This window comes from Hydrogenophaga sp., assembly GCF_051858985.1.
Lineage (GTDB): Bacteria > Pseudomonadota > Gammaproteobacteria > Burkholderiales > Burkholderiaceae_C > Hydrogenophaga.
In genome coordinates, this window is the sequence record NZ_JBHYGM010000001.1 from 1,003,120 (window position 1) to 1,022,117 (window position 18,998).

Sequence of the window (18,998 nt, forward strand, 5' to 3'; positions counted from 1 at the left end):
GTCTCCGTTCGCTGGGTGCGGGTCATGCCGGGCGGGCGAGTGTCACCGGTTCGCGGCGTTCGATCTGGAGGCGGATGTCCGCGGTGGCTTCGTTCTTGGCGAGCTGCATGCCCGCCACGTAGCCAAACGTCAGGGCCGGGCCCAGGGTGATGCCCGCGCCGGGGTAGTTGCCGCCCATCACGCTGGCGGCGTCGTTGCCCACCGCATACAGACCCTTGATGGGCTTGCCAGTGGAATCCAGGACGCGCGTGTCTTCATCGGTCACGAGGCCCGCAAAGGTGCCGATGTCACCCACGACCAGCTTGATCGCGTAGTAGGGGCCCGATTCGAGCGGAGCCACGCACGGGTTGGGCTCGATGAGCGCGTCGCCCTGGTAGCGGTTGTAAGCCTTGCTGCCTTTGCCGAACTCGGGGTCCTGTCCGCTCCGGGCGGTCTGGTTGAATTGGGCGACGGTGGCTTCCAGCGTGGCTGGCGCGATGCCGATCTGTTCGGCGAGCTGCTTCACCGTGGCACCGCGCTTGAGGTAGCCGCTGCGCAGGTGGCGTCCGATGGGCAATGGAGCGGGGGCCACGCAACCCAGGCCATAGTTCCGCAGGGCCTTGTGGTCGCACAGCAACCAGGCACTGACCTCCGGTTCACCTTCGCAGGCCTTGACCATGGCCTGCACGAAGTCGTGGTACGAGTTGCCCTCGTTGGTGAAACGACGGCCCTTGGCCGTCACGGCAATCACGCCTGGTTTCGCCCGGTCGATGAAGTGGGGCATCACGCCCTTGCTGCCATCTGGCCGGTTGGTGACGGAGGTGGGCACCCACGCTGCCGCGTGCGGGATGGTGGGATCGACGCGTCCGCCCACCGATTCAGCGAGCTTGAGGCCATCGCCCGTGTTGGACTCGGGCGAGGGAGAGAAGTGTTCCTTGCCGGTGGGCGCGTGCGGAAACAGTTGCCGGCGGCGCTCCACGTCGTGTGGGAACCCACCACATGCCAACACCACACCGCGCCGCGCCAGCACGCGCACCGGCTTGCCTTCGCGTTCGACGAGCGCGCCGGCCACACCGTCGTACTCCACCACCAGCTTCTTCACCGGCGACGACAGCCAGACAGGAATGTCCAGGTCCATGCCTGCCTTGGCCAGGCGCCCTGCCAGCGCATTGCCATTGGTGAGTGTCATGCCGCGACCGTGGCGGAGCACATCGAGAAAATGCCGGGTCAGGCGCTTGGTCACATACAGAAAAGACGTCGGCGACTTGAAGGTCCGCATGAAATGTTTGATCTCGGGACCCGAGCCCAGCATCATCCCGAACACCGTCAACTCGGGCAGCGGCGGCGCCAGCTGCTTGATGCGCTTGCCCAGCTCGCGCCCGTCGAATGGCCGCGTGACCATCGAACGGCCACCGGGCTGGCCGCCCGGGGCTTCGGCGTGGTAATCGGGGAACACCGCCGGCATGTCGAACTGCACGCAGGTGTTGCGGGTGAAGAATTCCAGCGCCTTCGGGCCGTTGTCCAGAAAGGCGCTCACCCGCTTTTCATCGAAATGCGTGGTGGTCTCGTGCTTCATGTAGGCCATGGCGGCGCCATGGGGCTCGGTGATGCCCTGCTCCTTCGCCAGGTGCGTGCCTGGTATCCAGAGCCAGCCGCCCGAACGCGCGGTGGTGCCGCCGTAGCGCGCTTCCTTGTCCACCACGAGAACCTTGAGCCCTTGAGACGCCGCTGTGATGGCGGTCGCCATGCCTGACGCTCCCGTGCCGACGACCAGTACGTCGACCGTGATGTCTTCCTGAGTCATGAAGTCTCCAATTTTTCGATGCTGGTGCGGATTGTAGATTGTATTTGATAATAAGCAATGCATTCGATACTATCGATGCATACGATCCCATCGAACAGATCCGTAATAGTCATGGTAAACCCTGATGGATACACTCCAGCTTTCTGATCTAGCGGTACCCCACATGGAAAAGAGCCGGCGCGGCATCCAGTCGATCGAAATCGGGATCGGGCTCCTGGTGCAGCTTGCCCGCCACGTGCGTCCGCTCGCTTTGAAGGACCTGGCCAAAGCCGCGGGCATGACGGCCGGCAAAGCGCACCCCTATATGGTCAGTTTCCTGAAAGTGGGATTCGTCACCCAGACTGACGCGGGCCACTACGAGCTGGGTCCCCTGGCGCTCCAGCTTGGCCTGACCCGCCTGAGGCGCATGGACCCGGTGAAGGAAGCCTCGCAACTGATCGAGGCCCTCGCTGCGGAAACCGGCCAGAGCGTGGCGATTGCGGTCTGGGGCAACCTCGGCCCGACCATCGTGCGACTCGAGGAGCCGATCGAGCCGCTGCACGTCAACCTGCGCACGGGCACCGTGATGTCGCTGGCCAATACCGCCACCGGCCGGCTGTTCGCCGCGTACATGCCACCGAAAACGGTGGAGCGCCTTCTCTCGGACGAACTCGCGCGATTGAGCTACGGCACCGCCGCCGAAGCCGTACCGGCCCACGAAAGCCTCGAGCAGTCGCTGGCCGAAACCCGCAAGCACGGCCTTTCAAGATCGCTGGGCCAGCCGATCCCCGGAATCGATGCGCTGTGCGCACCGGTGTTCGACGCCGAAGGCCACATCGTCCTCGGGATTCTCGTGATGGGCCCGGCTGCCAAGTTCGACAGCGGCTGGGAAGGCGCCATCGCCAGGCCGCTCAGCCAGTGCGCCCTGGAGATCTCCCGGCGCATGGGGGTGGGGGAAAGCCGCTGAGGTCCGAGGCGCAGCACGCCCGCGGCCTCTCACGCTTCACTCCACCGTCACACTCTTCGCCAGGTTCCTCGGCTTGTCCACGTCCGTGCCCTTGGCCAGCGCCGTGTGGTACGCCAGCATCTGCAGCGGCACCACGTGCAGCAGGGGGCTGAGTGCGCCGTAGTGTTCGGGCATGCGGATGACGTGGATGCCTTCGCTGCTGGCAATGCGCGTGTCGGCATCGGCCAGCACGTAGAGCACGCCGCCACGGGCGCGCACCTCCTGCATGTTGCTCTTGAGCTTTTCCAGCAGCGCGTCGTTGGGCGCCACGGTCACCACCGGCATGGCCGCGGTGACCAGCGCCAGCGGGCCGTGCTTGAGTTCGCCGGCCGGGTACGCCTCGGCGTGGATGTAGCTGATCTCCTTGAGTTTCAACGCGCCCTCCAGCGCGATCGGGTAGTGCAGGCCGCGGCCAAGGAAGAGTGCGTTGTCCATGCGGGCGAAGTCTTCGGCCCAGCTGATCACCAGGGGCTCCAGCGCCAGCACGGCCTGCAGCGCCACGGGCAGATGGCGCATGGCCTTCAGGTGTTGTGCTTCGGCTTCGTCGCTGAGGTGCCCGCGCACCTGGGCCAGCGCGAGCGTGAGCAGGAACAGGCCGGCAAGCTGGGTGGTGAAGGCCTTGGTGGACGCCACGCCGATCTCCACACCCGCCCGCGTGATGTACGAAAGCTCACATTCGCGCACCATGGCCGAAGTGGCCACGTTGCAGATGGTCAGGGTGTGCTTCATGCCCAGGCCCTGCGCGTGGCGCAGCGCGGCCAGCGTGTCGGCGGTTTCACCGCTCTGCGTGATCGTGACCACCAGGGTGCGCGGGTTGGGCACACTGGTGCGGTAGCGGTATTCGCTGGCCACTTCCACCTGGGTCGGGATCTTCGCAATGGCCTCCAGCCAGTACTTGGCGGTGCAGCCGCTGTAGTAGCTGGTGCCGCACGCCAGGATCAGCACGTTGTCGATGTCCTTGAACACGCTGTAGGCGCCGTCGCCGAACAGCTCGGGCGTGATGCCGGCAACCCCTTCGAGCGTGTCTCCGATGGCGCGCGGTTGCTCGAAGATCTCTTTCTGCATGTAGTGACGGTAAGGGCCGAGCTCGGCCGCGCCGCTGTGCGCGTGCACGGTCTTCACCGGGCGCTGCGTGGCATCGAGCGAACGGCCCGAAGCGTCGAGCACCCAGTAGCGGCCGAGCTGCAGGTCCACCAGATCGCCTTCTTCCAGGTAGACGATCTGGTCCGTGACGCCGGCCAGCGCCATGGCATCGCTGGCCAGGAAGTGCTCGCCATCGGCACCACCCACCCCCAGCACCAGGGGCGAACCGGCCCGCGCGCCCACCACACGGTGCGGCTCGTCCCGGTGGAAGACGGCCAGCGCGTAGGCGCCGTGCAACTGGTGCACCGCGGCCTGCAGCGCAGAGAAGACGTCGCCGTCGTAGAGCGAATCCACCAGATGCGCGATCACTTCGGTGTCGGTCTGGCTCTCGAACACATAGCCCTTGGCCTGCAGGGCCACGCGAAGCTCATCGTGGTTCTGGATGATGCCGTTGTGCACCAGCGCCACGCGACCCGCGCCGGCGCTGCCCCCGGGGCCATGGCTGAAGTGCGGATGCGCGTTGTGGACCGCCGGTGCGCCGTGCGTGGCCCAGCGGGTGTGGGCAATACCGGTGCCGCTGGCGATGTGCCCGCCCGCCACGTCCACCGCCAGTTCAGCAACGCGGGCCGTGCTGCGCGCGCGCTGCAGACCCCCGTTGTGCACCGCCACGCCGCAGGAGTCATAGCCCCGGTATTCCAGACGTTGCAGACCCTGAACCAGCACAGGCACGATGTCGCGCCCTGAAACCCCTGCCACGATGCCACACATAAGATGCTCCTGAAAAATGCGGTGGACCGGATGCTAAACACCCATACTTAAAATAAGCTTCCGAAATGATCAAAAATCTGGAAGATAATTTCTGTCACTGCCATTGATGATTGAAAATTTCATACAGAACAAAGCTATGGAAGAAAACTCCCTTGACGATGCAGATCTGCGGCTTCTCGACCTGCTGCAGACCGACGCCTCACGAAGCAATCAGGCCCTGGCCGAACTGGCGCACCTCTCGCCGCCCACCAGCTTGCGACGGGTCAAGCGCCTTCGTCAGTCGGGCCTGATCGAACGTGAGGTGGCCTTGCTGAGCGCGGACAAGCTGGCTCCGCTGCTCGGCCACGGCCTCACCGCGATGGTGGAAATCACGCTGGAGCGGCAGGGCGCCGAGCACCTCGACGCGTTCGAAACCCGCGTGCTGCCGGAGGCCGAGGTGCAGCAGTGCTACCGCGTCAGCCCGGGGCCCGACTTCATGCTGGTGGTGCATTGCACCGACATGCCCGGTTACCTGGCGCTGGCACAACGCCTGTTCACCAGCGACGCCAATGTGCGCAACATCAAGGCCTTCTTCAGCCTGAAGCGGGCCAAGTTCGAACCGCGACTTCCGCTGGGCCCCACGCCCCGGCATTGAGGGGATTTGTATACCTTTGACCACAAGCGCGCCGCGCATTTGATGCAAAACGCACAGTTCCGGGATTCGATTCGATGGCCCACTGTTGACGGTTCTGCTGGTCTGTAACAACCTCCATGTCTCGACCGGGCGGGCTCGCCGCCAGGTTCAAGGAGGTTGTATGGAAATGATGTGGATCGCCATCGCCGCAGGCGCCGTTGTCCTGTTGGGACTGGGCGCTTTCGTCTACCGCAGGATGTCGCAGGGCAAATCGTCTGGCCGCGAGGACCGCTACACGCCAGAGCGCATTCTCACCATCGAGCAGGTGCACATGCTCGACTACCTGCAGGACACCTTTCCAGGTCAGGTGGTGCTGCCCAACGTGTCCCTGAAGAACATGCTCTCGGTGCGCCGCGCGGCCGATCGCCAGCGCGCCACGGACCGGCTGAACAACCAGAAAGTGGATTTCGTGGTCTGCGGTGAAGATGGCCGACCCAGCTTCGCCTTCGACATCGAGCAGTACCACCTGAGCAACGCCAAGGCCAAGGCGCACCAGGTCAAGATGAAGAACCGCATCCTCAAGACGGCCGGTGTGCGCTTCGTTTTCCTCAAGAATGGCTTGCACCGCATGCCCTCGCCGGCCGACTTCCGCCAACAGCTCAACCTGGCCGCCCTGCCCAAGCCCAAGCCCAAGGAAGACGTGCGCGAGAGCGCGAGCGCGATGCAGCAACTGGAAAGCCAGTTCTCCGAGTTCGACCAGCAGCACTCGCAGACCGGTTTCCGCGATTCGGAAGTGATGGGCCTGAGCCGCTTGATGGACCTCAACGGCATCGGCCGTCGGCCGGCAGCGAACAGAATGAACAGCGGCTTTGGCAACAGCCGCTTCAACGGCCAGTCGCTGGACGTGCGCGGAGGCTGAAGACTCAGCGCTTCTTCTCGGGTCGCTTCCAGTTCGCCAGCGACACCTGCTTGCCGCGCGCCACCGACAGCACGCCCGGTGCCGTGCTCTTGCTGATGGTGGAGCCCGCGCCCACCGTACCGCCTGCGCCGATGGTCACCGGCGCCACCAGCACGCAGTTGCTGCCCACATGCACGTCGGCCTCGATCACGGTGCGGTGCTTGTTCGCACCGTCGTAGTTGGCCGTGATGCTGCCCGCCCCGTAGTTCACCCGCTCGCCCACAGTCGCATCGCCCAGGTAGGCCAGGTGATTGGCCTTGGCACCAGCCGCCAGCACGGAGTTCTTGACCTCGACGAAGTTGCCGATGTGGACCTCGGCACCCAGTTGCGCGCCCGGCCGCAGCCGCGCGAACGGACCCACCAGAGACCCGCGCCCCACCGAGACGCCGAGCTTCTCGCCGTCAATGTGGGTGAAAGGGTGGATCACGGCGCCGTCGTCGATGGCGGCGTTGGCAATCACGCAGTTCGCACCGATGCGCACGCCCTCGCCCAGCTTCACCCGGCCTTCGAAGACACAGTTGACATCGATCTCCACGTCCTGCCCGCAGAGCAGTTCACCCCGCACGTCCAGCCGCGCCGGGTCGGCAAGGCGCACGCCTTCTTCCATGAGCCGCCCGGCCAGGCGAAGCTGGTAGGCCCGTTCCAGTTCGGCGAGCTGCACGGGGCTGTTCACCCCCGCCACCTCGACCGCGTCGTGGGTGGTGATGGCGCGCACCACCAGGCCCTGCGCCACGGCATGTCTCACCACGTCCGTCAGGTAGTACTCGCCCTGGCTGTTGTCGTTGGTCAGTCCCGCCAGCAAGGGTTTGAGCAGCGATGCCGGCGCAGCCATGACACCGCTGTACCACTCGGTGATGCGCCGCTGCGCCTCGTTGGCGTCCTTGTGTTCGACGATGGCGTGCACCGACCGGTCCGCATCCAGGGCACGCAAGATGCGCCCATAGCCGGTGGCGTCGCCGCCCGTGTCCACGCTGAGCACCGCCAGATGCTGGCCGTCGCAGGCCTGCAGCAAGGATTCCAGCGTGGCCTGGCCGATCAGGGGCACATCACCGTTGAGGATCAGCACCACGCCGTCGTCCGCCAGCACCGGCACCGCTTGCTGCACCGCGTGGCCAGTGCCCAGTTGCGGCTCCTGGCGCACGAAGTCCAGGCGTGGTGCGGGGCTGTCGACGGGCGCCGCCGGCGTCACCAGGCCGGCCTCGACCTGCTCGGCCCCGTGCCCGGTGATCACCACCACCGAGCGCGCCGATAACCGCGCTGCACAGTCGATCACGTGCTGGGCGAGTGCGCGTCCACCCAATCGGTGTAACACTTTGGGCCGCTGACTCTTCATGCGCGTGCCTTTGCCGGCCGCCATCACCACCACATCCACCGGGAACGACATGAACACCTCTTTCGGAGACTGGCTGCGCGGCGCATCTGCCGGCCTTCGCCTGCGGCGGATTATCGCCCGCCGCCTGGGCTGGCTGGCCACGGGACTCGTGCTGGCGGTGGCCCTGTCGGCCTGCACCGCCGCGCGCCTGGCCTACAACCAGGCCCCCACCATCAGCTACTGGTGGCTCGACGCCTACGTGGACCTGGACGATGTGCAGGCGGGCCAGACGCGTGAAGCGCTCAACCAGTTCTTCCAGTGGCACCGCCAGAACGAACTGCCGGTGTATGCCGGGCGGCTCCGCGAATGGCAGGCGCTGGCCACCGAAGACCTCACGCCCGCGCAGGCCTGCGCCCAGTTCGACGACGTGCGCGAGCGGATCGAGCGCGCGGCGGACCAGACCGTGGAACCGTTCAGCCGCCTGGCCCTGCAACTCACGCCCGCCCAGCTGGAACATCTGCAGCGCCATCAGGCGCGCGGCAACGAGGAGTTCGAGAAAGACTTCCTGCGCGGCAACGCCGAGCAACGCCTGAAGACGCGCCTTGAACGCGCCACCAGCCGCAGCGAGATGCTCTACGGCACGCTCAGCCGCGAGCAGCGCGAACTCCTGCGCTCGCTGATCCAGTCGTCTCCGTTCGACGCCCAGCGCACCCAGACCGAAAGGCTGCGCCGCCAGGCGGACCTGCTGCAGACCGTGAAGGAGGCGCAGGCCACGCCCGCGCGCGCGACGCAACTGGTGCGTGAACACTATGCGCGCGTGAACCGTTCCCCGGCACCAGGCTATGCGGACTACCAGCGCGAACTGATCCGCCAGGGTTGCGCCCAGTTCGCCCGCCTGCACAACAGCACCACGCCCGAGCAGCGGGCCAACGCCGTGCGCGTGCTGAAAGACTACGAGAACGATTTCCGCGTGCTCAGCGCACAACGCTGAGCACGCACCAGAACAGCAGCCTTTCGCAACGCGCATTGGTGCGCAGGGGATGCGCGCAGCCCCGACTGCGCACAAGCCAGGTGCATTCATCTTGCATACAAGGCTTGTATGGCCGTGGCACGGAAATCGCATGAGAGGACCCCAGAGGTCCCTTCATGGTCAGTTCCACCGACATCGCCCAACGCATCATCGAAGCCGTGCTGGCCCAGCGCCTGGCGCCCGGCACGCGCCTGGGTGAACAGAGTCTGTCGATGCTGTTCGACTGCAGCCGCACCCTGGTGCGTGAGGCGCTGGTGCGCCTGGCCGCACGCGGCATTGTCACGGTGAGTTCGCGCCGCGGGTGGTACGTGGTTCAGCCATCGCACGAAGAGGCTCGCGACGCCTTCGAGGCGCGCCGGGTGATCGAGACCGGCCTGATCCGCAGCGCCCGCCAGATCGACAGGAACGCGCTGCGCCGCCTGCGCCAGCACCTGAAACAGGAGCAGGCCGCCCTGAAGGGCGACGACGTGGGCCAGCGCAGCTACCTACTGGGTGATTTCCATGTGTGCCTGGCCGAATGCCTGGGCAACCAGTTGCTCGCCGACACGCTGCGCGACTTCACCGCGCGCACCACCCTCATTGCCATGCTCTACCAGAGCAACCACGACGCGGTGCAGTCGTGCCAGGACCACGTGGACATCGTGGCCGCGCTCGAACGCGGCGACGTGGAGGCCGCAGAACAGTTGATGGCCACGCACATCGGGCAGGTGCAGGCCGCCTTGCGCCTGGGCGCAACCAACGATCCCCTGGCCGACCTGCGCGAGGCGCTCGCTCCCGTGCGCGAAGCCAGCAGCACCCCCGCGAAGAAGCGCCCCCGCAAGACCGACCCGCACCCCGCCCACCCGACCGAAACCTACCTAGGAGCCCTGCTATGAGAACCACCAAACGCGCCTTCCTGACCACCACCCTGGCCCTGGCCACCACGCTGGCCCTCGGCACGGCCCAGGCGCAGACCGCCCTGGAAGGCGTGATGAAGAACAAGCTCATCAAGATCGCCTTGCCCACCGACTTCCCGCCGTACGGCTTCGTGGGCATCGACCTCAAGCCGCAGGGTCTGGACGTGGACACGGCCAACCTGATCGCCGCCAAGCTGGGCGTCAAGGTCGAACTGGTGCCCGTGACCAGCGCCAACCGCATTCCCTACCTGCAGACCAAAAAGGCCGATCTGGTCATCTCCACGCTGGGCAAGAACCCGGAGCGCGAGAAGGTGATCGACTTCACCGCGGCCTATTCGCCCTTCTTCCAGGCCGTGTACGGACCCAAGGGCTCGGCGCTGGCCGACTTCAACGGCCTGGGCGGCAAGTCGGTGGCCGTGACGCGCGGCGCCATCGAAGACCAGGAGCTCACCAAGGTGGCACCGGCCAACACCGACATCAAGCGCTTCGAGGACAACAACGCCACCGTGTCGGCCTTCGTCTCGGGCCAGACCCAGTTCATCGCCACCGGTGTTTCCGTGGCCGACAACATGATCAAGCGCAACCCGGCACTGGGCGCGGAATACAAGCTGCTGCTCAAGGACAGCCCGAACTTCATTGGCGTGGCCAAGGGTGAAGACGCGCTGCGCGCCAAGGTCAGCGAGATCATCGTTGCCGCCAAGAAGGCCGGCGAGCTCGATGCCATGGCCAAGAAGTGGCTCGGTCGCCCGGCGGGCACGCTCCCGGAGTGAGATAGCCCCATGGGCATCGAACTCGACTTCCCGGCCGTGCTCGCCGAGTGGCCCTTGCTGGCCAAGGGCGTGCTCTGGACGCTGGGCCTGACCGCGATCTCGGCCGTGATCGGCCTGCTGCTGGGCACCGCTTGCGCCTGGGCGCGCAGCAGTGGCCCAGCGGCGTTGCGCTGGATCGCCGCCACCTATGTGGAACTGATCCGCAACACGCCCTTCATCGTGCAGCTGTTCTTCGTGTTCTTTGGCCTGCCCGCCGCGGGCGTGAAGCTCACGCCCGAGATCGCGTCGGTGATTGCCATGGTGATCAACCTCGGCGCCTACGCGGCCGAGATCATCCGCGCCGGCATCGAGGCCACGCCCAAGGGACAGTTCGAGGCCGCCGCGAGCCTGGCCCTGTCGCGGGTGCAGACCTTCTTTCATGTGGTGCTGCCCCCTTCGCTCAAGAAGGTGTGGCCCGCGCTCACGAGCCAGATCATCATCGTGATGCTCGGATCGGCGGTGTGCGGGCAGATCTCGACGCAGGAGCTCAGCTACGCCGCCAACCTGATCCAGAGCCGCAACTTCCGCGCGTTCGAAGCCTTCATCGTCGCCACCGGCATCTACCTGGTGCTGTCGATCGGCGTGCGCGCACTGCTCAACTGGGCCGGTCCGCGTTACCTGTTCGGAGGAAGACGATGAGCCCCATACTCACTTCGTTCGTTGCCCCCGAGGGGCGCGCAATGCCGTCCAGGCGGCCGGGCGGGCATTGCCATGGTTGATTTCACCCTCTGGGACATCGTCCGCAACCTCCTGCTGGCTGCGCGCTGGACGGTGGTGCTCTCGCTCATTGCATTCGTGGGGGGTGGCATCGTCGGCATGGCGTTGCTGGTGGCCCGCACGGCGAAGTGGCCGGGCGCAGAGACCTTCGTGGCGGGCTACGTGCAACTCTTCCAGGGCACGCCGCTGCTCATGCAGCTCTTCCTGGCCTACTTCGGCCTCGCGCTGTTCGGCTTCGAAACCTCGGCTTGGACGGCGGCGTCGGTCGCGCTCACGCTCTACACCAGCGCGTTCCTGGTCGAGATCTGGCGCGGTTGTGTGGCCGCCGTGCCCAAGGGCCAGTGGGAGGCGGCGCAAAGCCTGGCGCTGAACTTTGGCGAGCAGCTGCGTTATGTGGTGCTGCCGCAGGCCACGCGCATCGCCATCGCGCCCACGGTGGGTTTTCTGGTGCAGGTGGTCAAGGGCACGGCGCTGGCCTCGGTCATTGGCTTCGTGGAGCTGACGAAGGCCGGCACCATGATCACCAACGCCACCTTCGCCCCCTTCCTGGTCTACAGCTGCGTCGCCCTGATGTATTTCGCGTTGTGCTTCCCTGTGAGCCTGTACGCGCGCACCCTCGAGAGGAAACTCAATGGAAATCGCTGAAGCTCCCGCCACCACCGCGGTGCGCACCATCGTCGACATCCGGCAGCTGCGCAAGTCCTACGGCAGCAACGAGGTGCTCAAGGGCATCGACCTGCAGGTGAAGGCCGGCGAAGTGATCGCCATCATCGGCAAGAGCGGTTCGGGCAAGAGCACGCTCCTGCGCTGCATCAACGGGCTGGAGGTGTTCCAGGCCGGTTCGCTCAGCGTGGACGACAAGCCCCTGCTGCACAAGGACGCCGCCGCCATGCGCGAGCTGCGCCAGCACGTCGGCATGATCTTCCAGAACTTCAACCTGTTCCCGCACCTGAGCGTGGGCCGCAACGTGATGCTGGCGCCGGGACTGGTGAAGAAGACGGCGCCCGCTGAAGGCGCCGAACGCGCGCGCCAGTTGCTCCAGCGCGTGGGCCTGGCCGAGAAATTCGATTCGTTTCCCGATCAACTCTCTGGCGGCCAGCAGCAGCGCGTGGCGATTGCGCGTGCCCTGGCCATGCAGCCCAGCGTGCTGCTGTGCGACGAGATCACCTCCGCGCTGGACCCGGAGCTGGTGGGCGAAGTGCTGCGTGTGGTGGAGTCGCTGGCCGACGAAGGCATGACGCTGCTGATGGTGACGCACGAGATGAGCTTCGCGCGCAAGGTGAGCGACCGGGTGATCTTCATGCACCAGGGCCGCGTGCACGAGATGGGGCCGCCGGCCAGATTGTTCGGCGCGCCGGAAACACCCGAGCTTCAACAGTTCCTGTCGTCGATCAACGACTAGGCGAAAAAGCGCATCCACGCCCAAACAACAGCCAGCGTCATCAAGGTCACCGGAATGCCGGTGACCGCGTGGCGCTTCCAGTCGATCACGATGCCCTGCTGGCGCGCGAGATCGGCCACGATCAGGTTGGCGATCGAGCCCACGAGCAACAGGTTGCCCGCGAACGTGGTCACCAGCGCCAGCATCACACCCGCCTGCTCGCCGCTGCCCGCCAGGTGCGGCAGCAGCAACATGACCGCCGGCACGTTCGACACCAGGTTGGAGAGCACCGCGCCGGCCACCAGCAGCGGCCCGGGATCGGTCAGGTGCACGCCCTGCGTGCCCAGCCAGGCCACCGCCTGCGCGGCCAGCCCCGTGGTCTCGAACGCGTGGTTCACCACGAACAGGCCCATGAAGAGGATGAGCAGGGGCCAGTCGATCAGCCCCATGACATGTGCCGAATGCAGGCGCCGACTCAGCAGCAGCACGCCCGCACCCACCAGCGCGGCGACGTCGCGCGGCCAGTCGGTGAACAGGAAGATCAGCAACAACGCCCCGGCGACGAAGAGGCCCTTGCCCGTCTGCCAGGCATCAAAGGCAGGCTCGGCATCCGCGTGGGCCGCTTCTCCTGCGGGCGGCAGCACGTCGGGGCGAGGACTCCCCCTGCCGGGCCCGAATGCCAGCCAGGCCCAGAGCAACACCAGGCCAATCAGCACGGGCGCGAGCGCCTGCCGCACATACCCCGCGAACGGCAATTGCAGCACCGAGCCGATCAGCATGTTCTGCGGATTGCCGATCAGGGTCGCGGCCGATCCGATGTTGGCGGCACACGCCAGGCCGATCAGGAAGGGCAGCGGGTCAATGCCGCGGCGCAGGCACAGGCGCGCCACCACGGGCGTCATGGCCAGGCAGACGATGTCGTTGGAAAACACGGCTGAGAGCGCACCCGCCACGAGGATGAGCGCCGCCAGCAGACCGGTTGTTGAGAGCGGCATGTCGCCCACGCGCCGCGTGACGGCGCCATAGAAGCCACCCAGCCGCATCTGCGCCGACACCACCATGAAGGCGAACAGCAGCACGATGGTGGGCAGGTCGATGGCGCGGGCGGCATCTTCCACCGGCAGACCGGCCAGCGCGATGACGGCGATGGCACCGAGCAGCGCCACCCCCGAGCGGTCCAGCTTCAGGCGAGGCAGGCCGCCGAGGAACATGCCCAGGTAGACGATGGCAAAGACGACTACGACGCCCCAGTCGGTGGCGGAATGGTTCAGGACGGTGGTGGGCATGGGCGGCGAGGATGAACGCAGCGGATCGTAGCCGGTCGCCAAAGAAAAGCCGCCCGAAGGCGGCTTGTTCTTCCGGGTGTTGCAGGCATCAGGCCTGCAGAGCGCTCCACATTTCCTTGTCGCGTTCGGCCGTCCAGATGCGCGGGTTCTTGATGCCCTTGGCTTCGTCGTAGGCGCGGCTCACGTCGAACGGCAGGCAATGTTCGTAGATGAACACGTGACCGAACACCGGGTCCATGCTCTTGCGGGTGTGGGCCATGGCGGACTTGAGGTCCATGCCGGCGGCGGCGGCTTCCTTGCCGGCCTGGAACAGCGTGGTCACCCAGCGCTTCGTGTAATCCAGCGCCTTGTTCACATCGGCATTGCCCTTCATGGCTTCCCCGCGGCCCGGCACGATGTACTCGGCCTGGAGTGCGCGCAGCGCTTCGAGCGTGGCGGGCCACTCTTCCAGTTGCGCATCGCCGGTGTACACGCCGGCCTCGTATTCCACCAGGTCGCCGCTGAACAGCACCTTTTCTTCTTCCACCCAGGCAATGGTGTCGCCGCGCGTGTGGCCCGGGCCCGGGTGCCAGATCTGAACCTTCACGCCGCCCAGGTCCACTTCCAGGCTGCCCTGGCGTCCGGGCTTGCCGTCGCCCACCACCAGAGTGGGCCAGGTCAGGCCGGGCACGCTGTCGGCACCGCGGAACAGGCGCGGGAAACGCTCCATCTCGCTCTGCATGTCTTCGGCCCCGCGTTCGACGATGAGTTCGTAGGTGCCGCGGCTGGCGATGATTTCGGTGGCGCCTTCGGCCACGTAGGCGCTGGCGCCCAGCACGCGCACCGCGTGGTAGTGTGTGAGCAGCACGTACTTGATGGGTTTGTCCGAGACCTTGCGGATCTGCTGGATCAGGTCGCGCGCCATGGCGGGCGTGGCGGTGGCGTCGCTGACCATGATGAACTTCTCGCCAATGATCACGCCCGAGTTCGGGTCGCCTTCGGCGGTGTAGGCCCAGCAATGCGGGCTGAGTTGCTCGAAGGTGATCTTCTTGTCGGCCAGGTCGGCCTGGGAGGCGAAAGCTTTGCTCATGGGGTGTCTCCAGGTGGGTGAGGCGAGATTTTAACTAAACGAAATCAATTACGCATCCGTAAATCATCAAGTCCCGACCGCGCCGCCGGTCATGCCCCGTTCCAGCATCGCCACGACCTCATCCGCAAAGGCGCCGTAGCTCATGGGCCCGCCGGGCCGCAGCCAGGTGAAGGTCCAGTTGATCATGCCGAACAGCATCATGGTCAGCGCCGTCTGGTTGGCCGCCGTCACGCGATCGGGGTACGCGCGCTTGAGGAAGCGGGTGAAGGCGGCCACCACGTCGCGCTGGCGGTTCAGGATCAGTTCACGCTGCACCTCGCCCAGGAACTTCGTGTCGGACACCAGGGCCACGTGGCGCGTGGCCGAGGTTTCGTACTCGGTGAGGAAGGCGCGCACCAGCTCATTGAGCGCCTCGCGCTCGCTCAGGTTCTTGCGCTGCGCGCGTGCCTCCGACTCGCCAATCAGTGCCAGCAAGCGCTGGGTGTAACGATCCAGCAGGTCGTACAGGATGGCTTCCTTGCTCTCGTAATAGTGGTAGAGCCGCGCCTTGCTGGTGCCGCAGGCGGTGGCAATGTCGTTCATGCTGGCGGCCGGAAAGCTCTGGCGCGCGAAGCATTGCGCCGCGACGTCGAGAATCTGGTCGCGCTTGAGGTCGTGGGATGCGGACTTGGGACGAGCCATCGGCGCATTTTGCAGGAGGGAACCTAAGATGGCGCATGGCCAAGCCGATCGACCCCTTCGCTTCCTACGCCTGCGAACTGCTCTCGGGCCTGGGCCCCTGCGTGGCCAGGCGCATGTTCGGCGGCTGGGGCATTTCGGTCGACGGCATGAACGTGGCCATCATTGCCTGGGACACGCTGTTCCTGAAGACCAACGCCGAAACGGAACCGCAATGGCTGGCCGCCGGCGCACAGCCTTTCGTGTTCGAAGCCAAGGGCAAGCGCATGAAGCTGAACTACCACACGCCGCCGGCCGAAGCGCTGGAGTCGCCCGCGCTCATGCTGCCGTGGGCGCGGCTGGCCTTGCAAGCGGCTGTGTCGGCCCGCAAGCCCCAACGCAAACCGGTTACGGGGGGTTCGACTCGTAAGGGGTGAGGACACGGCCCCGGCCAGCGACCAGGTATTCGCTGTAACCCAACAGCCCACGCACCAGCCGCACGAACGCCCATCCGGCCTGACCCAGCGCCACCACCAGTTCGCGGCCCGGCGTGGCCACTTCGCGACCGAAGCGGGATTCGACTTCTGCCGCGCGGGCCTCGGCCTCGCTGCACCACTCGAATCGAACCGGCATGGGGTGCGCGGGCTGCCAGGGTTCCATCACCACACGCGCGCCGGCGGGCACCGCCAGGCTCTGGCCGGCTTCCAGCATGTGATCGCCCAGTTCGTTGCCGCGGCCCTGGGCGGGCACGCCCAGCGTCACCCAGGCACGACCCTGGGTGATGTACAAACGGCTGGCTACCTTGGGGCGCAGGCTCATCGCGCGGCGGGCATCCAGCCGCCAGCCACGCGCCGCAGGGGCGCCAATGGCGTGCTGCAGGATCGGGGAGCAGGAAGCGGAATGGGTGGTCATGGGAAACTCCTGGTGGGGGGAAGATGGCTCATCCTGGGCATCAATCTTCGTTGCCCTTCTCCCTTGAGTCCAATGAATACGCAGTAAGCTATTGATTCGACAACTGCATCAATGCCCGGAGCCCTGCCATGCAGCTCACCAGCAGCCACCCCCGCACCCGCCCGATCGCGGCCGGGCATCTGCGCGCCTTTGACGCGGTGGCGCGCCACCTGAATTTCCGCGCCGCTGCCGAAGAGCTTTCCCTCACGCAAAGCGCGGTCAGCCGGCAGATCCAGGCCCTCGAAGATGAGGTCGGCACCGCGCTGTTCCTGCGCCACACGCGCGCGGTCGAACTCACCAGCGCGGGGTCTCAACTGCTGCGGGCCTCCAGCATGGCGCTGGAGCGCATCGACACCGCCGTGCGGCAGATCCGCCAGAGCGCCGGGCGCAAGAGCGTGGCCATCACCACCTGGGCTTCGTTCGCCTCCATGTGGCTCATCCCCCGCCTGGAAGCGTTCCAGCGCGACCATCCCGACATCGACATCCGCATCGACGCCACCGACAACGCCGTCGACCTGGCCACAGCCGATGTGGACCTGGCGCTGCGCTACGCCGTGCCGCAAACCGTGCCCTCGACCGCCGTGCGCCTGTTTGGCGAGCAACTCACGCCGGTGGCCAGCCCCTGGCTGCTCAAGAGCCACCCCATCCACAGCATCGAAGATCTGTCGAACTGCGCGCTGATCGAGGCCGGTGACGCGCACCGCACACGCCACCTGGAGTGGCTCACCTGGCAGCGCTGGCTCGACACCTTCGGCAGCGTGCCCATGAACAAGTCGGGCAAGCGCGCGACGCGCAGCCACCTCCAGCCCAAGCTCACGCCGCAGCGATGGATGTACTTCAACTACGCCAACCAGATCGTGCAGGCCGCGCTCACCGGCCAGGGCGTGGCGCTGGCCAGGCTGCCGCTGGTGGCCGAAAGCCTGGCCAGCGGCGACCTGATCGAACCCTTGCCGCACGCGCGCCTGGATTCGCCCCTGGTCTACTGGTTGATGGTGGCGCCGCGCAGCGTGCAGCGCCCGGAGGTGAAGGCGTTCTGCGACTGGTTGCTGACGCAGGCGGCGTTGACCCGTGAAGCGATTGGCGATGTGCCCGATCCGGACACCGTGGACCAGATTGATTAGGCCGATGAAGGACATTCGCGATCACGCCAGTGGCAACTTGCGCAGCATCGTCTTCATGCTGGTGGCGGTGGGTTTCTTCGCGCTGATGGACGCGGTGCTCAAGACGCTGTCCGCGCGCTATCCGGTGCTGCAGATCGCGGCGCTGCGCGGCATGACTGCGCTGCCGCTGGTGCTGGTCTACATCGCCTGGCGCGGCGCCTGGCACACGGTACTGAAGGTGCGCTGGCCACTGCACCTGCTGCGCGGTGTGCTCGGCATCATCATGCTGTCGCTGTTCACCCTCGGGGTGCGCGAGCTGCCGCTGTCGGCTGCCTACACGTTGTTCTTCATTTCGCCCCTGCTGATCACGGCGCTGTCGGTGCCGGTGCTGAAGGAGCGGGTGCCGCACGCGCACTGGTGGGCCATCGGCATCGGTTTCATCGGGGTGGTGATTGCGCTGCGCCCGAGTGGCACGGACCTGCAGGCCGGCTTCGTCACCATCGGCGGCCTGGCCACGCTCGGTGCTGCACTCTGTTATGCCGTGGCGGCGGTCACTGGCCGTCTCGTCAGCCGCACCGACAGCAGCGAGAGCATGGTGCTGTCGATGATGCTGTTCATGGCATTGGGCGCGGGCGCTCTGGCGCTGCCCGGCTGGGTCGCCATCCAGCACGCCGATGCGCCCCTGCTGCTCGCCCTGGCCATCACCGGCTTCTGCGGCCAGCTTGCCATCACCGAAGCCTTCCGCCACGGCCAGGCCTCTGCCGTGGCACCCTTTGAATACAGCGCACTGGCCTGGGGCCTGGGCCTGGACTGGCTGATCTGGCACACGCTGCCCAGCTCACACACCTGGCTGGGCGCGGCCATCATCATCGGCAGCGGGCTCTACCTGGTGCGCCGCGAAAAGCGCATCACCGAGGCACACGCCACCGCCGAGCACCCCTGATCAGCGTTCAGGCCACATCACGCCGGTGTCCGCGAGGATCGCATCCAGCGGCACATCGTGCGCCTCAGGCCTGAGGTGCGGCAGGTACCCGAAGTCGTAACCGAGTCCCACCGTGAACGGCTTGGGTTGCAGGCTGGCGAGCGTGCGGTCGTAGAAGCCGCCGCCATAGCCCAGCCGAAAGCCTCCGGGCCCATAGCCGACGCAGGGCACGAAGATCAGGGTGGGTTCGACGATTTCCGTGTCCTTGGGCTTGGGAATGCCGTAGGCATCCTCTTCCATCGGGCAGCCGGGATACCAGGTGTAGAAGGTCAGCGTCTTGTCGACCTTGTTGACCACGGGAAGGCCGATGCGGCGATGGCGTTGCGCGCCTTGCGCGTCCTCCTCCAGGCCAGCCTCCTGCCAGCGGAACAGCGCGGGCAGGGGATCGAACTCGCCCTTGATGGGCCAATACGCGCCGATGATCGCGTCCGGCCGGTCGATCAGCCACACCCGCATGACCCTTTGCAACAAGTCGTTGCGCAGGTTGCGGTCGGCCAGCGCCTGCCGCTTTTCGATCAGCGACTTGCGCCATTCGATCTTGAGCGCCGCGGCCGAGCCCTCAGCGGGCGCCGTGTGGGGTTGTGGGGCACTCTGACCTTCTTTGTTGTCCATAATCAG

Annotated in this window: 20 protein-coding genes; 12 read left to right on the forward strand and 8 right to left on the reverse strand. The window is 66.2% G+C overall.

Going from position 1 to position 18,998, the window contains the following annotated elements; genetic code table 11:
- Positions 1-22: 22 nt before the first annotated feature.
- The gene (locus ACTIEY_RS04945) at positions 23-1,783 is read right to left on the reverse strand and encodes an FAD-dependent oxidoreductase (protein WP_439517975.1); all 1,761 of its coding nucleotides are present in this window, start codon (positions 1,781-1,783) and stop codon (positions 23-25) included.
- Positions 1,784-1,946: 163 nt separating this feature from the next.
- Here ACTIEY_RS04945 and ACTIEY_RS04950 point away from each other — a divergent pair, with 163 nt between their 5' ends.
- Entirely contained in the window at positions 1,947-2,729 is a 783-nt protein-coding gene (locus tag ACTIEY_RS04950; protein WP_439517976.1) for an IclR family transcriptional regulator, read from the forward strand.
- A gap of 36 nt (positions 2,730-2,765) precedes the next feature.
- On the opposite strand, the gene glmS is transcribed toward ACTIEY_RS04950, so the two are convergent.
- Entirely contained in the window at positions 2,766-4,619 is a 1,854-nt protein-coding gene (glmS, locus tag ACTIEY_RS04955) for a glutamine--fructose-6-phosphate transaminase (isomerizing) (protein ID WP_439517977.1), read from the reverse strand.
- 136 nt (positions 4,620-4,755) lie between these two features.
- On the opposite strand from glmS, the gene ACTIEY_RS04960 reads away from it, so the two are divergent.
- Together ACTIEY_RS04960 and ACTIEY_RS04965 are read left to right on the forward strand one after the other, a co-directional pair.
- Entirely contained in the window at positions 4,756-5,253 is a 498-nt protein-coding gene (locus ACTIEY_RS04960; RefSeq protein WP_439517978.1) for an Lrp/AsnC family transcriptional regulator, read from the forward strand.
- A gap of 160 nt (positions 5,254-5,413) precedes the next feature.
- Entirely contained in the window at positions 5,414-6,151 is a 738-nt protein-coding gene (locus ACTIEY_RS04965; protein ID WP_439517979.1) for a DUF2726 domain-containing protein, read from the forward strand.
- Between the two features lie 4 nt (positions 6,152-6,155).
- Here the strand turns inward: ACTIEY_RS04965 and glmU are convergent, their stop codons facing one another.
- Positions 6,156-7,574: a bifunctional UDP-N-acetylglucosamine diphosphorylase/glucosamine-1-phosphate N-acetyltransferase GlmU gene (gene glmU, locus ACTIEY_RS04970; protein WP_439517980.1), complete on the reverse strand. Its 1,419-nt coding sequence runs from the start codon at positions 7,572-7,574 to the stop codon at positions 6,156-6,158.
- Here glmU and ACTIEY_RS04975 point away from each other — a divergent pair.
- From ACTIEY_RS04975 to ACTIEY_RS05000, 6 genes are all read left to right on the forward strand, one after another.
- Positions 7,573-8,493 (forward strand): DUF6279 family lipoprotein, encoded by a 921-nt coding sequence (locus ACTIEY_RS04975; RefSeq protein ID WP_439517981.1) that lies wholly within the window; start codon positions 7,573-7,575, stop codon positions 8,491-8,493. The genes glmU and ACTIEY_RS04975 overlap by 2 nt on opposite strands.
- A 155-nt stretch (positions 8,494-8,648) precedes the next feature.
- Complete coding sequence (locus ACTIEY_RS04980) at positions 8,649-9,407, forward strand: GntR family transcriptional regulator (protein WP_439517982.1); 759 nt, start codon at positions 8,649-8,651, stop codon at positions 9,405-9,407.
- Positions 9,404-10,198, forward strand: a complete 795-nt coding sequence (locus ACTIEY_RS04985; protein ID WP_439517983.1) for a transporter substrate-binding domain-containing protein — start codon at positions 9,404-9,406, stop codon at positions 10,196-10,198. The genes ACTIEY_RS04980 and ACTIEY_RS04985 overlap by 4 nt, the downstream gene beginning before the upstream one ends.
- Before the next feature lie 9 nt (positions 10,199-10,207).
- Complete coding sequence (locus ACTIEY_RS04990; RefSeq protein ID WP_439517984.1) at positions 10,208-10,876, forward strand: amino acid ABC transporter permease; 669 nt, start codon at positions 10,208-10,210, stop codon at positions 10,874-10,876.
- Between the two features lie 72 nt (positions 10,877-10,948).
- Positions 10,949-11,599, forward strand: a complete 651-nt coding sequence (locus tag ACTIEY_RS04995) for an amino acid ABC transporter permease (protein WP_439517985.1) — start codon at positions 10,949-10,951, stop codon at positions 11,597-11,599.
- On the forward strand, positions 11,586-12,356 hold the full coding sequence (locus ACTIEY_RS05000) for an amino acid ABC transporter ATP-binding protein (protein WP_439517986.1): 771 nt from the start codon (positions 11,586-11,588) through the stop codon (positions 12,354-12,356). Before ACTIEY_RS04995 ends, ACTIEY_RS05000 begins: the two co-directional genes overlap by 14 nt.
- On the opposite strand, the gene ACTIEY_RS05005 is transcribed toward ACTIEY_RS05000, so the two are convergent.
- The 3 genes from ACTIEY_RS05005 to ACTIEY_RS05015 form a co-directional block, all read right to left on the reverse strand.
- Positions 12,353-13,621 (reverse strand): anion transporter, encoded by a 1,269-nt coding sequence (locus ACTIEY_RS05005; RefSeq protein ID WP_439517987.1) that lies wholly within the window; start codon positions 13,619-13,621, stop codon positions 12,353-12,355. The two genes, ACTIEY_RS05000 and ACTIEY_RS05005, sit on opposite strands and share 4 nt — an antisense overlap.
- Before the next feature lie 88 nt (positions 13,622-13,709).
- Positions 13,710-14,690, reverse strand: a complete 981-nt coding sequence (locus ACTIEY_RS05010) for an MBL fold metallo-hydrolase (RefSeq protein ID WP_439517988.1) — start codon at positions 14,688-14,690, stop codon at positions 13,710-13,712.
- A gap of 66 nt (positions 14,691-14,756) precedes the next feature.
- The gene (locus ACTIEY_RS05015; RefSeq protein WP_439517989.1) at positions 14,757-15,371 is read right to left on the reverse strand and encodes a TetR/AcrR family transcriptional regulator; all 615 of its coding nucleotides are present in this window, start codon (positions 15,369-15,371) and stop codon (positions 14,757-14,759) included.
- A gap of 35 nt (positions 15,372-15,406) precedes the next feature.
- Between ACTIEY_RS05015 and ACTIEY_RS05020 the strand changes: the two genes are divergently transcribed.
- Positions 15,407-15,784: a TfoX/Sxy family protein gene (locus tag ACTIEY_RS05020; protein ID WP_439517990.1), complete on the forward strand. Its 378-nt coding sequence runs from the start codon at positions 15,407-15,409 to the stop codon at positions 15,782-15,784.
- Here the strand turns inward: ACTIEY_RS05020 and ACTIEY_RS05025 are convergent.
- Positions 15,756-16,259, reverse strand: coding sequence for a DUF2917 domain-containing protein (locus ACTIEY_RS05025; RefSeq protein ID WP_439517991.1), 504 nt, complete (start codon positions 16,257-16,259; stop codon positions 15,756-15,758). The two genes, ACTIEY_RS05020 and ACTIEY_RS05025, sit on opposite strands and share 29 nt — an antisense overlap.
- A gap of 128 nt (positions 16,260-16,387) precedes the next feature.
- Between ACTIEY_RS05025 and ACTIEY_RS05030 the strand changes: the two genes are divergently transcribed.
- A complete protein-coding gene (locus ACTIEY_RS05030) occupies positions 16,388-17,419 on the forward strand; it encodes a LysR substrate-binding domain-containing protein (RefSeq protein ID WP_439517992.1) in 1,032 nt (343 codons plus the stop codon).
- Positions 17,420-17,423: 4 nt separating this feature from the next.
- Positions 17,424-18,341 carry a DMT family transporter gene (locus ACTIEY_RS05035; protein WP_439517993.1) on the forward strand — a complete coding sequence of 306 codons (918 nt, stop codon included), beginning with the start codon at positions 17,424-17,426 and terminating at the stop codon, positions 18,339-18,341.
- Here ACTIEY_RS05035 and ACTIEY_RS05040 read toward each other — a convergent pair whose 3' ends face one another.
- Positions 18,342-18,992, reverse strand: a complete 651-nt coding sequence (locus ACTIEY_RS05040) for a 5-formyltetrahydrofolate cyclo-ligase (RefSeq protein ID WP_439517994.1) — start codon at positions 18,990-18,992, stop codon at positions 18,342-18,344.
- Between the last annotated feature and the right edge of the window lie 6 nt (positions 18,993-18,998).

Bases quoted from the DNA above. Each gene is read 5' to 3' on its own strand.
- ACTIEY_RS04980 (WP_439517982.1), top strand. From the start codon at position 8,649: ATGGTCAGTTCCACCGACATCGCCCAACGCATCATCGAAGCCGTGCTG.
- ACTIEY_RS05035 (WP_439517993.1), top strand. From the start codon at position 17,424: ATGAAGGACATTCGCGATCACGCCAGTGGCAACTTGCGCAGCATCGTC.
- ACTIEY_RS05015 (WP_439517989.1), bottom strand. From the start codon at position 15,371: ATGGCTCGTCCCAAGTCCGCATCCCACGACCTCAAGCGCGACCAGATT.
- ACTIEY_RS04975 (WP_439517981.1), top strand. From the start codon at position 7,573: ATGAACACCTCTTTCGGAGACTGGCTGCGCGGCGCATCTGCCGGCCTT.
- glmU (WP_439517980.1), bottom strand. From the start codon at position 7,574: ATGTCGTTCCCGGTGGATGTGGTGGTGATGGCGGCCGGCAAAGGCACG.
- ACTIEY_RS05020 (WP_439517990.1), top strand. From the start codon at position 15,407: ATGGCCAAGCCGATCGACCCCTTCGCTTCCTACGCCTGCGAACTGCTC.
- glmS (WP_439517977.1), bottom strand. From the start codon at position 4,619: ATGTGTGGCATCGTGGCAGGGGTTTCAGGGCGCGACATCGTGCCTGTG.
- ACTIEY_RS05000 (WP_439517986.1), top strand. From the start codon at position 11,586: ATGGAAATCGCTGAAGCTCCCGCCACCACCGCGGTGCGCACCATCGTC.
- ACTIEY_RS04985 (WP_439517983.1), top strand. From the start codon at position 9,404: ATGAGAACCACCAAACGCGCCTTCCTGACCACCACCCTGGCCCTGGCC.
- ACTIEY_RS05010 (WP_439517988.1), bottom strand. From the start codon at position 14,690: ATGAGCAAAGCTTTCGCCTCCCAGGCCGACCTGGCCGACAAGAAGATC.
- ACTIEY_RS04960 (WP_439517978.1), top strand. From the start codon at position 4,756: ATGGAAGAAAACTCCCTTGACGATGCAGATCTGCGGCTTCTCGACCTG.
- ACTIEY_RS05025 (WP_439517991.1), bottom strand. From the start codon at position 16,259: ATGACCACCCATTCCGCTTCCTGCTCCCCGATCCTGCAGCACGCCATT.
- ACTIEY_RS05040 (WP_439517994.1), bottom strand. From the start codon at position 18,992: ATGGACAACAAAGAAGGTCAGAGTGCCCCACAACCCCACACGGCGCCC.
- ACTIEY_RS04950 (WP_439517976.1), top strand. From the start codon at position 1,947: ATGGAAAAGAGCCGGCGCGGCATCCAGTCGATCGAAATCGGGATCGGG.
- ACTIEY_RS04965 (WP_439517979.1), top strand. From the start codon at position 5,414: ATGGAAATGATGTGGATCGCCATCGCCGCAGGCGCCGTTGTCCTGTTG.
- ACTIEY_RS05030 (WP_439517992.1), top strand. From the start codon at position 16,388: ATGCAGCTCACCAGCAGCCACCCCCGCACCCGCCCGATCGCGGCCGGG.
- ACTIEY_RS05005 (WP_439517987.1), bottom strand. From the start codon at position 13,621: ATGCCCACCACCGTCCTGAACCATTCCGCCACCGACTGGGGCGTCGTA.
- ACTIEY_RS04945 (WP_439517975.1), bottom strand. From the start codon at position 1,783: ATGACTCAGGAAGACATCACGGTCGACGTACTGGTCGTCGGCACGGGA.
- ACTIEY_RS04995 (WP_439517985.1), top strand. From the start codon at position 10,949: ATGGTTGATTTCACCCTCTGGGACATCGTCCGCAACCTCCTGCTGGCT.
- ACTIEY_RS04990 (WP_439517984.1), top strand. From the start codon at position 10,208: ATGGGCATCGAACTCGACTTCCCGGCCGTGCTCGCCGAGTGGCCCTTG.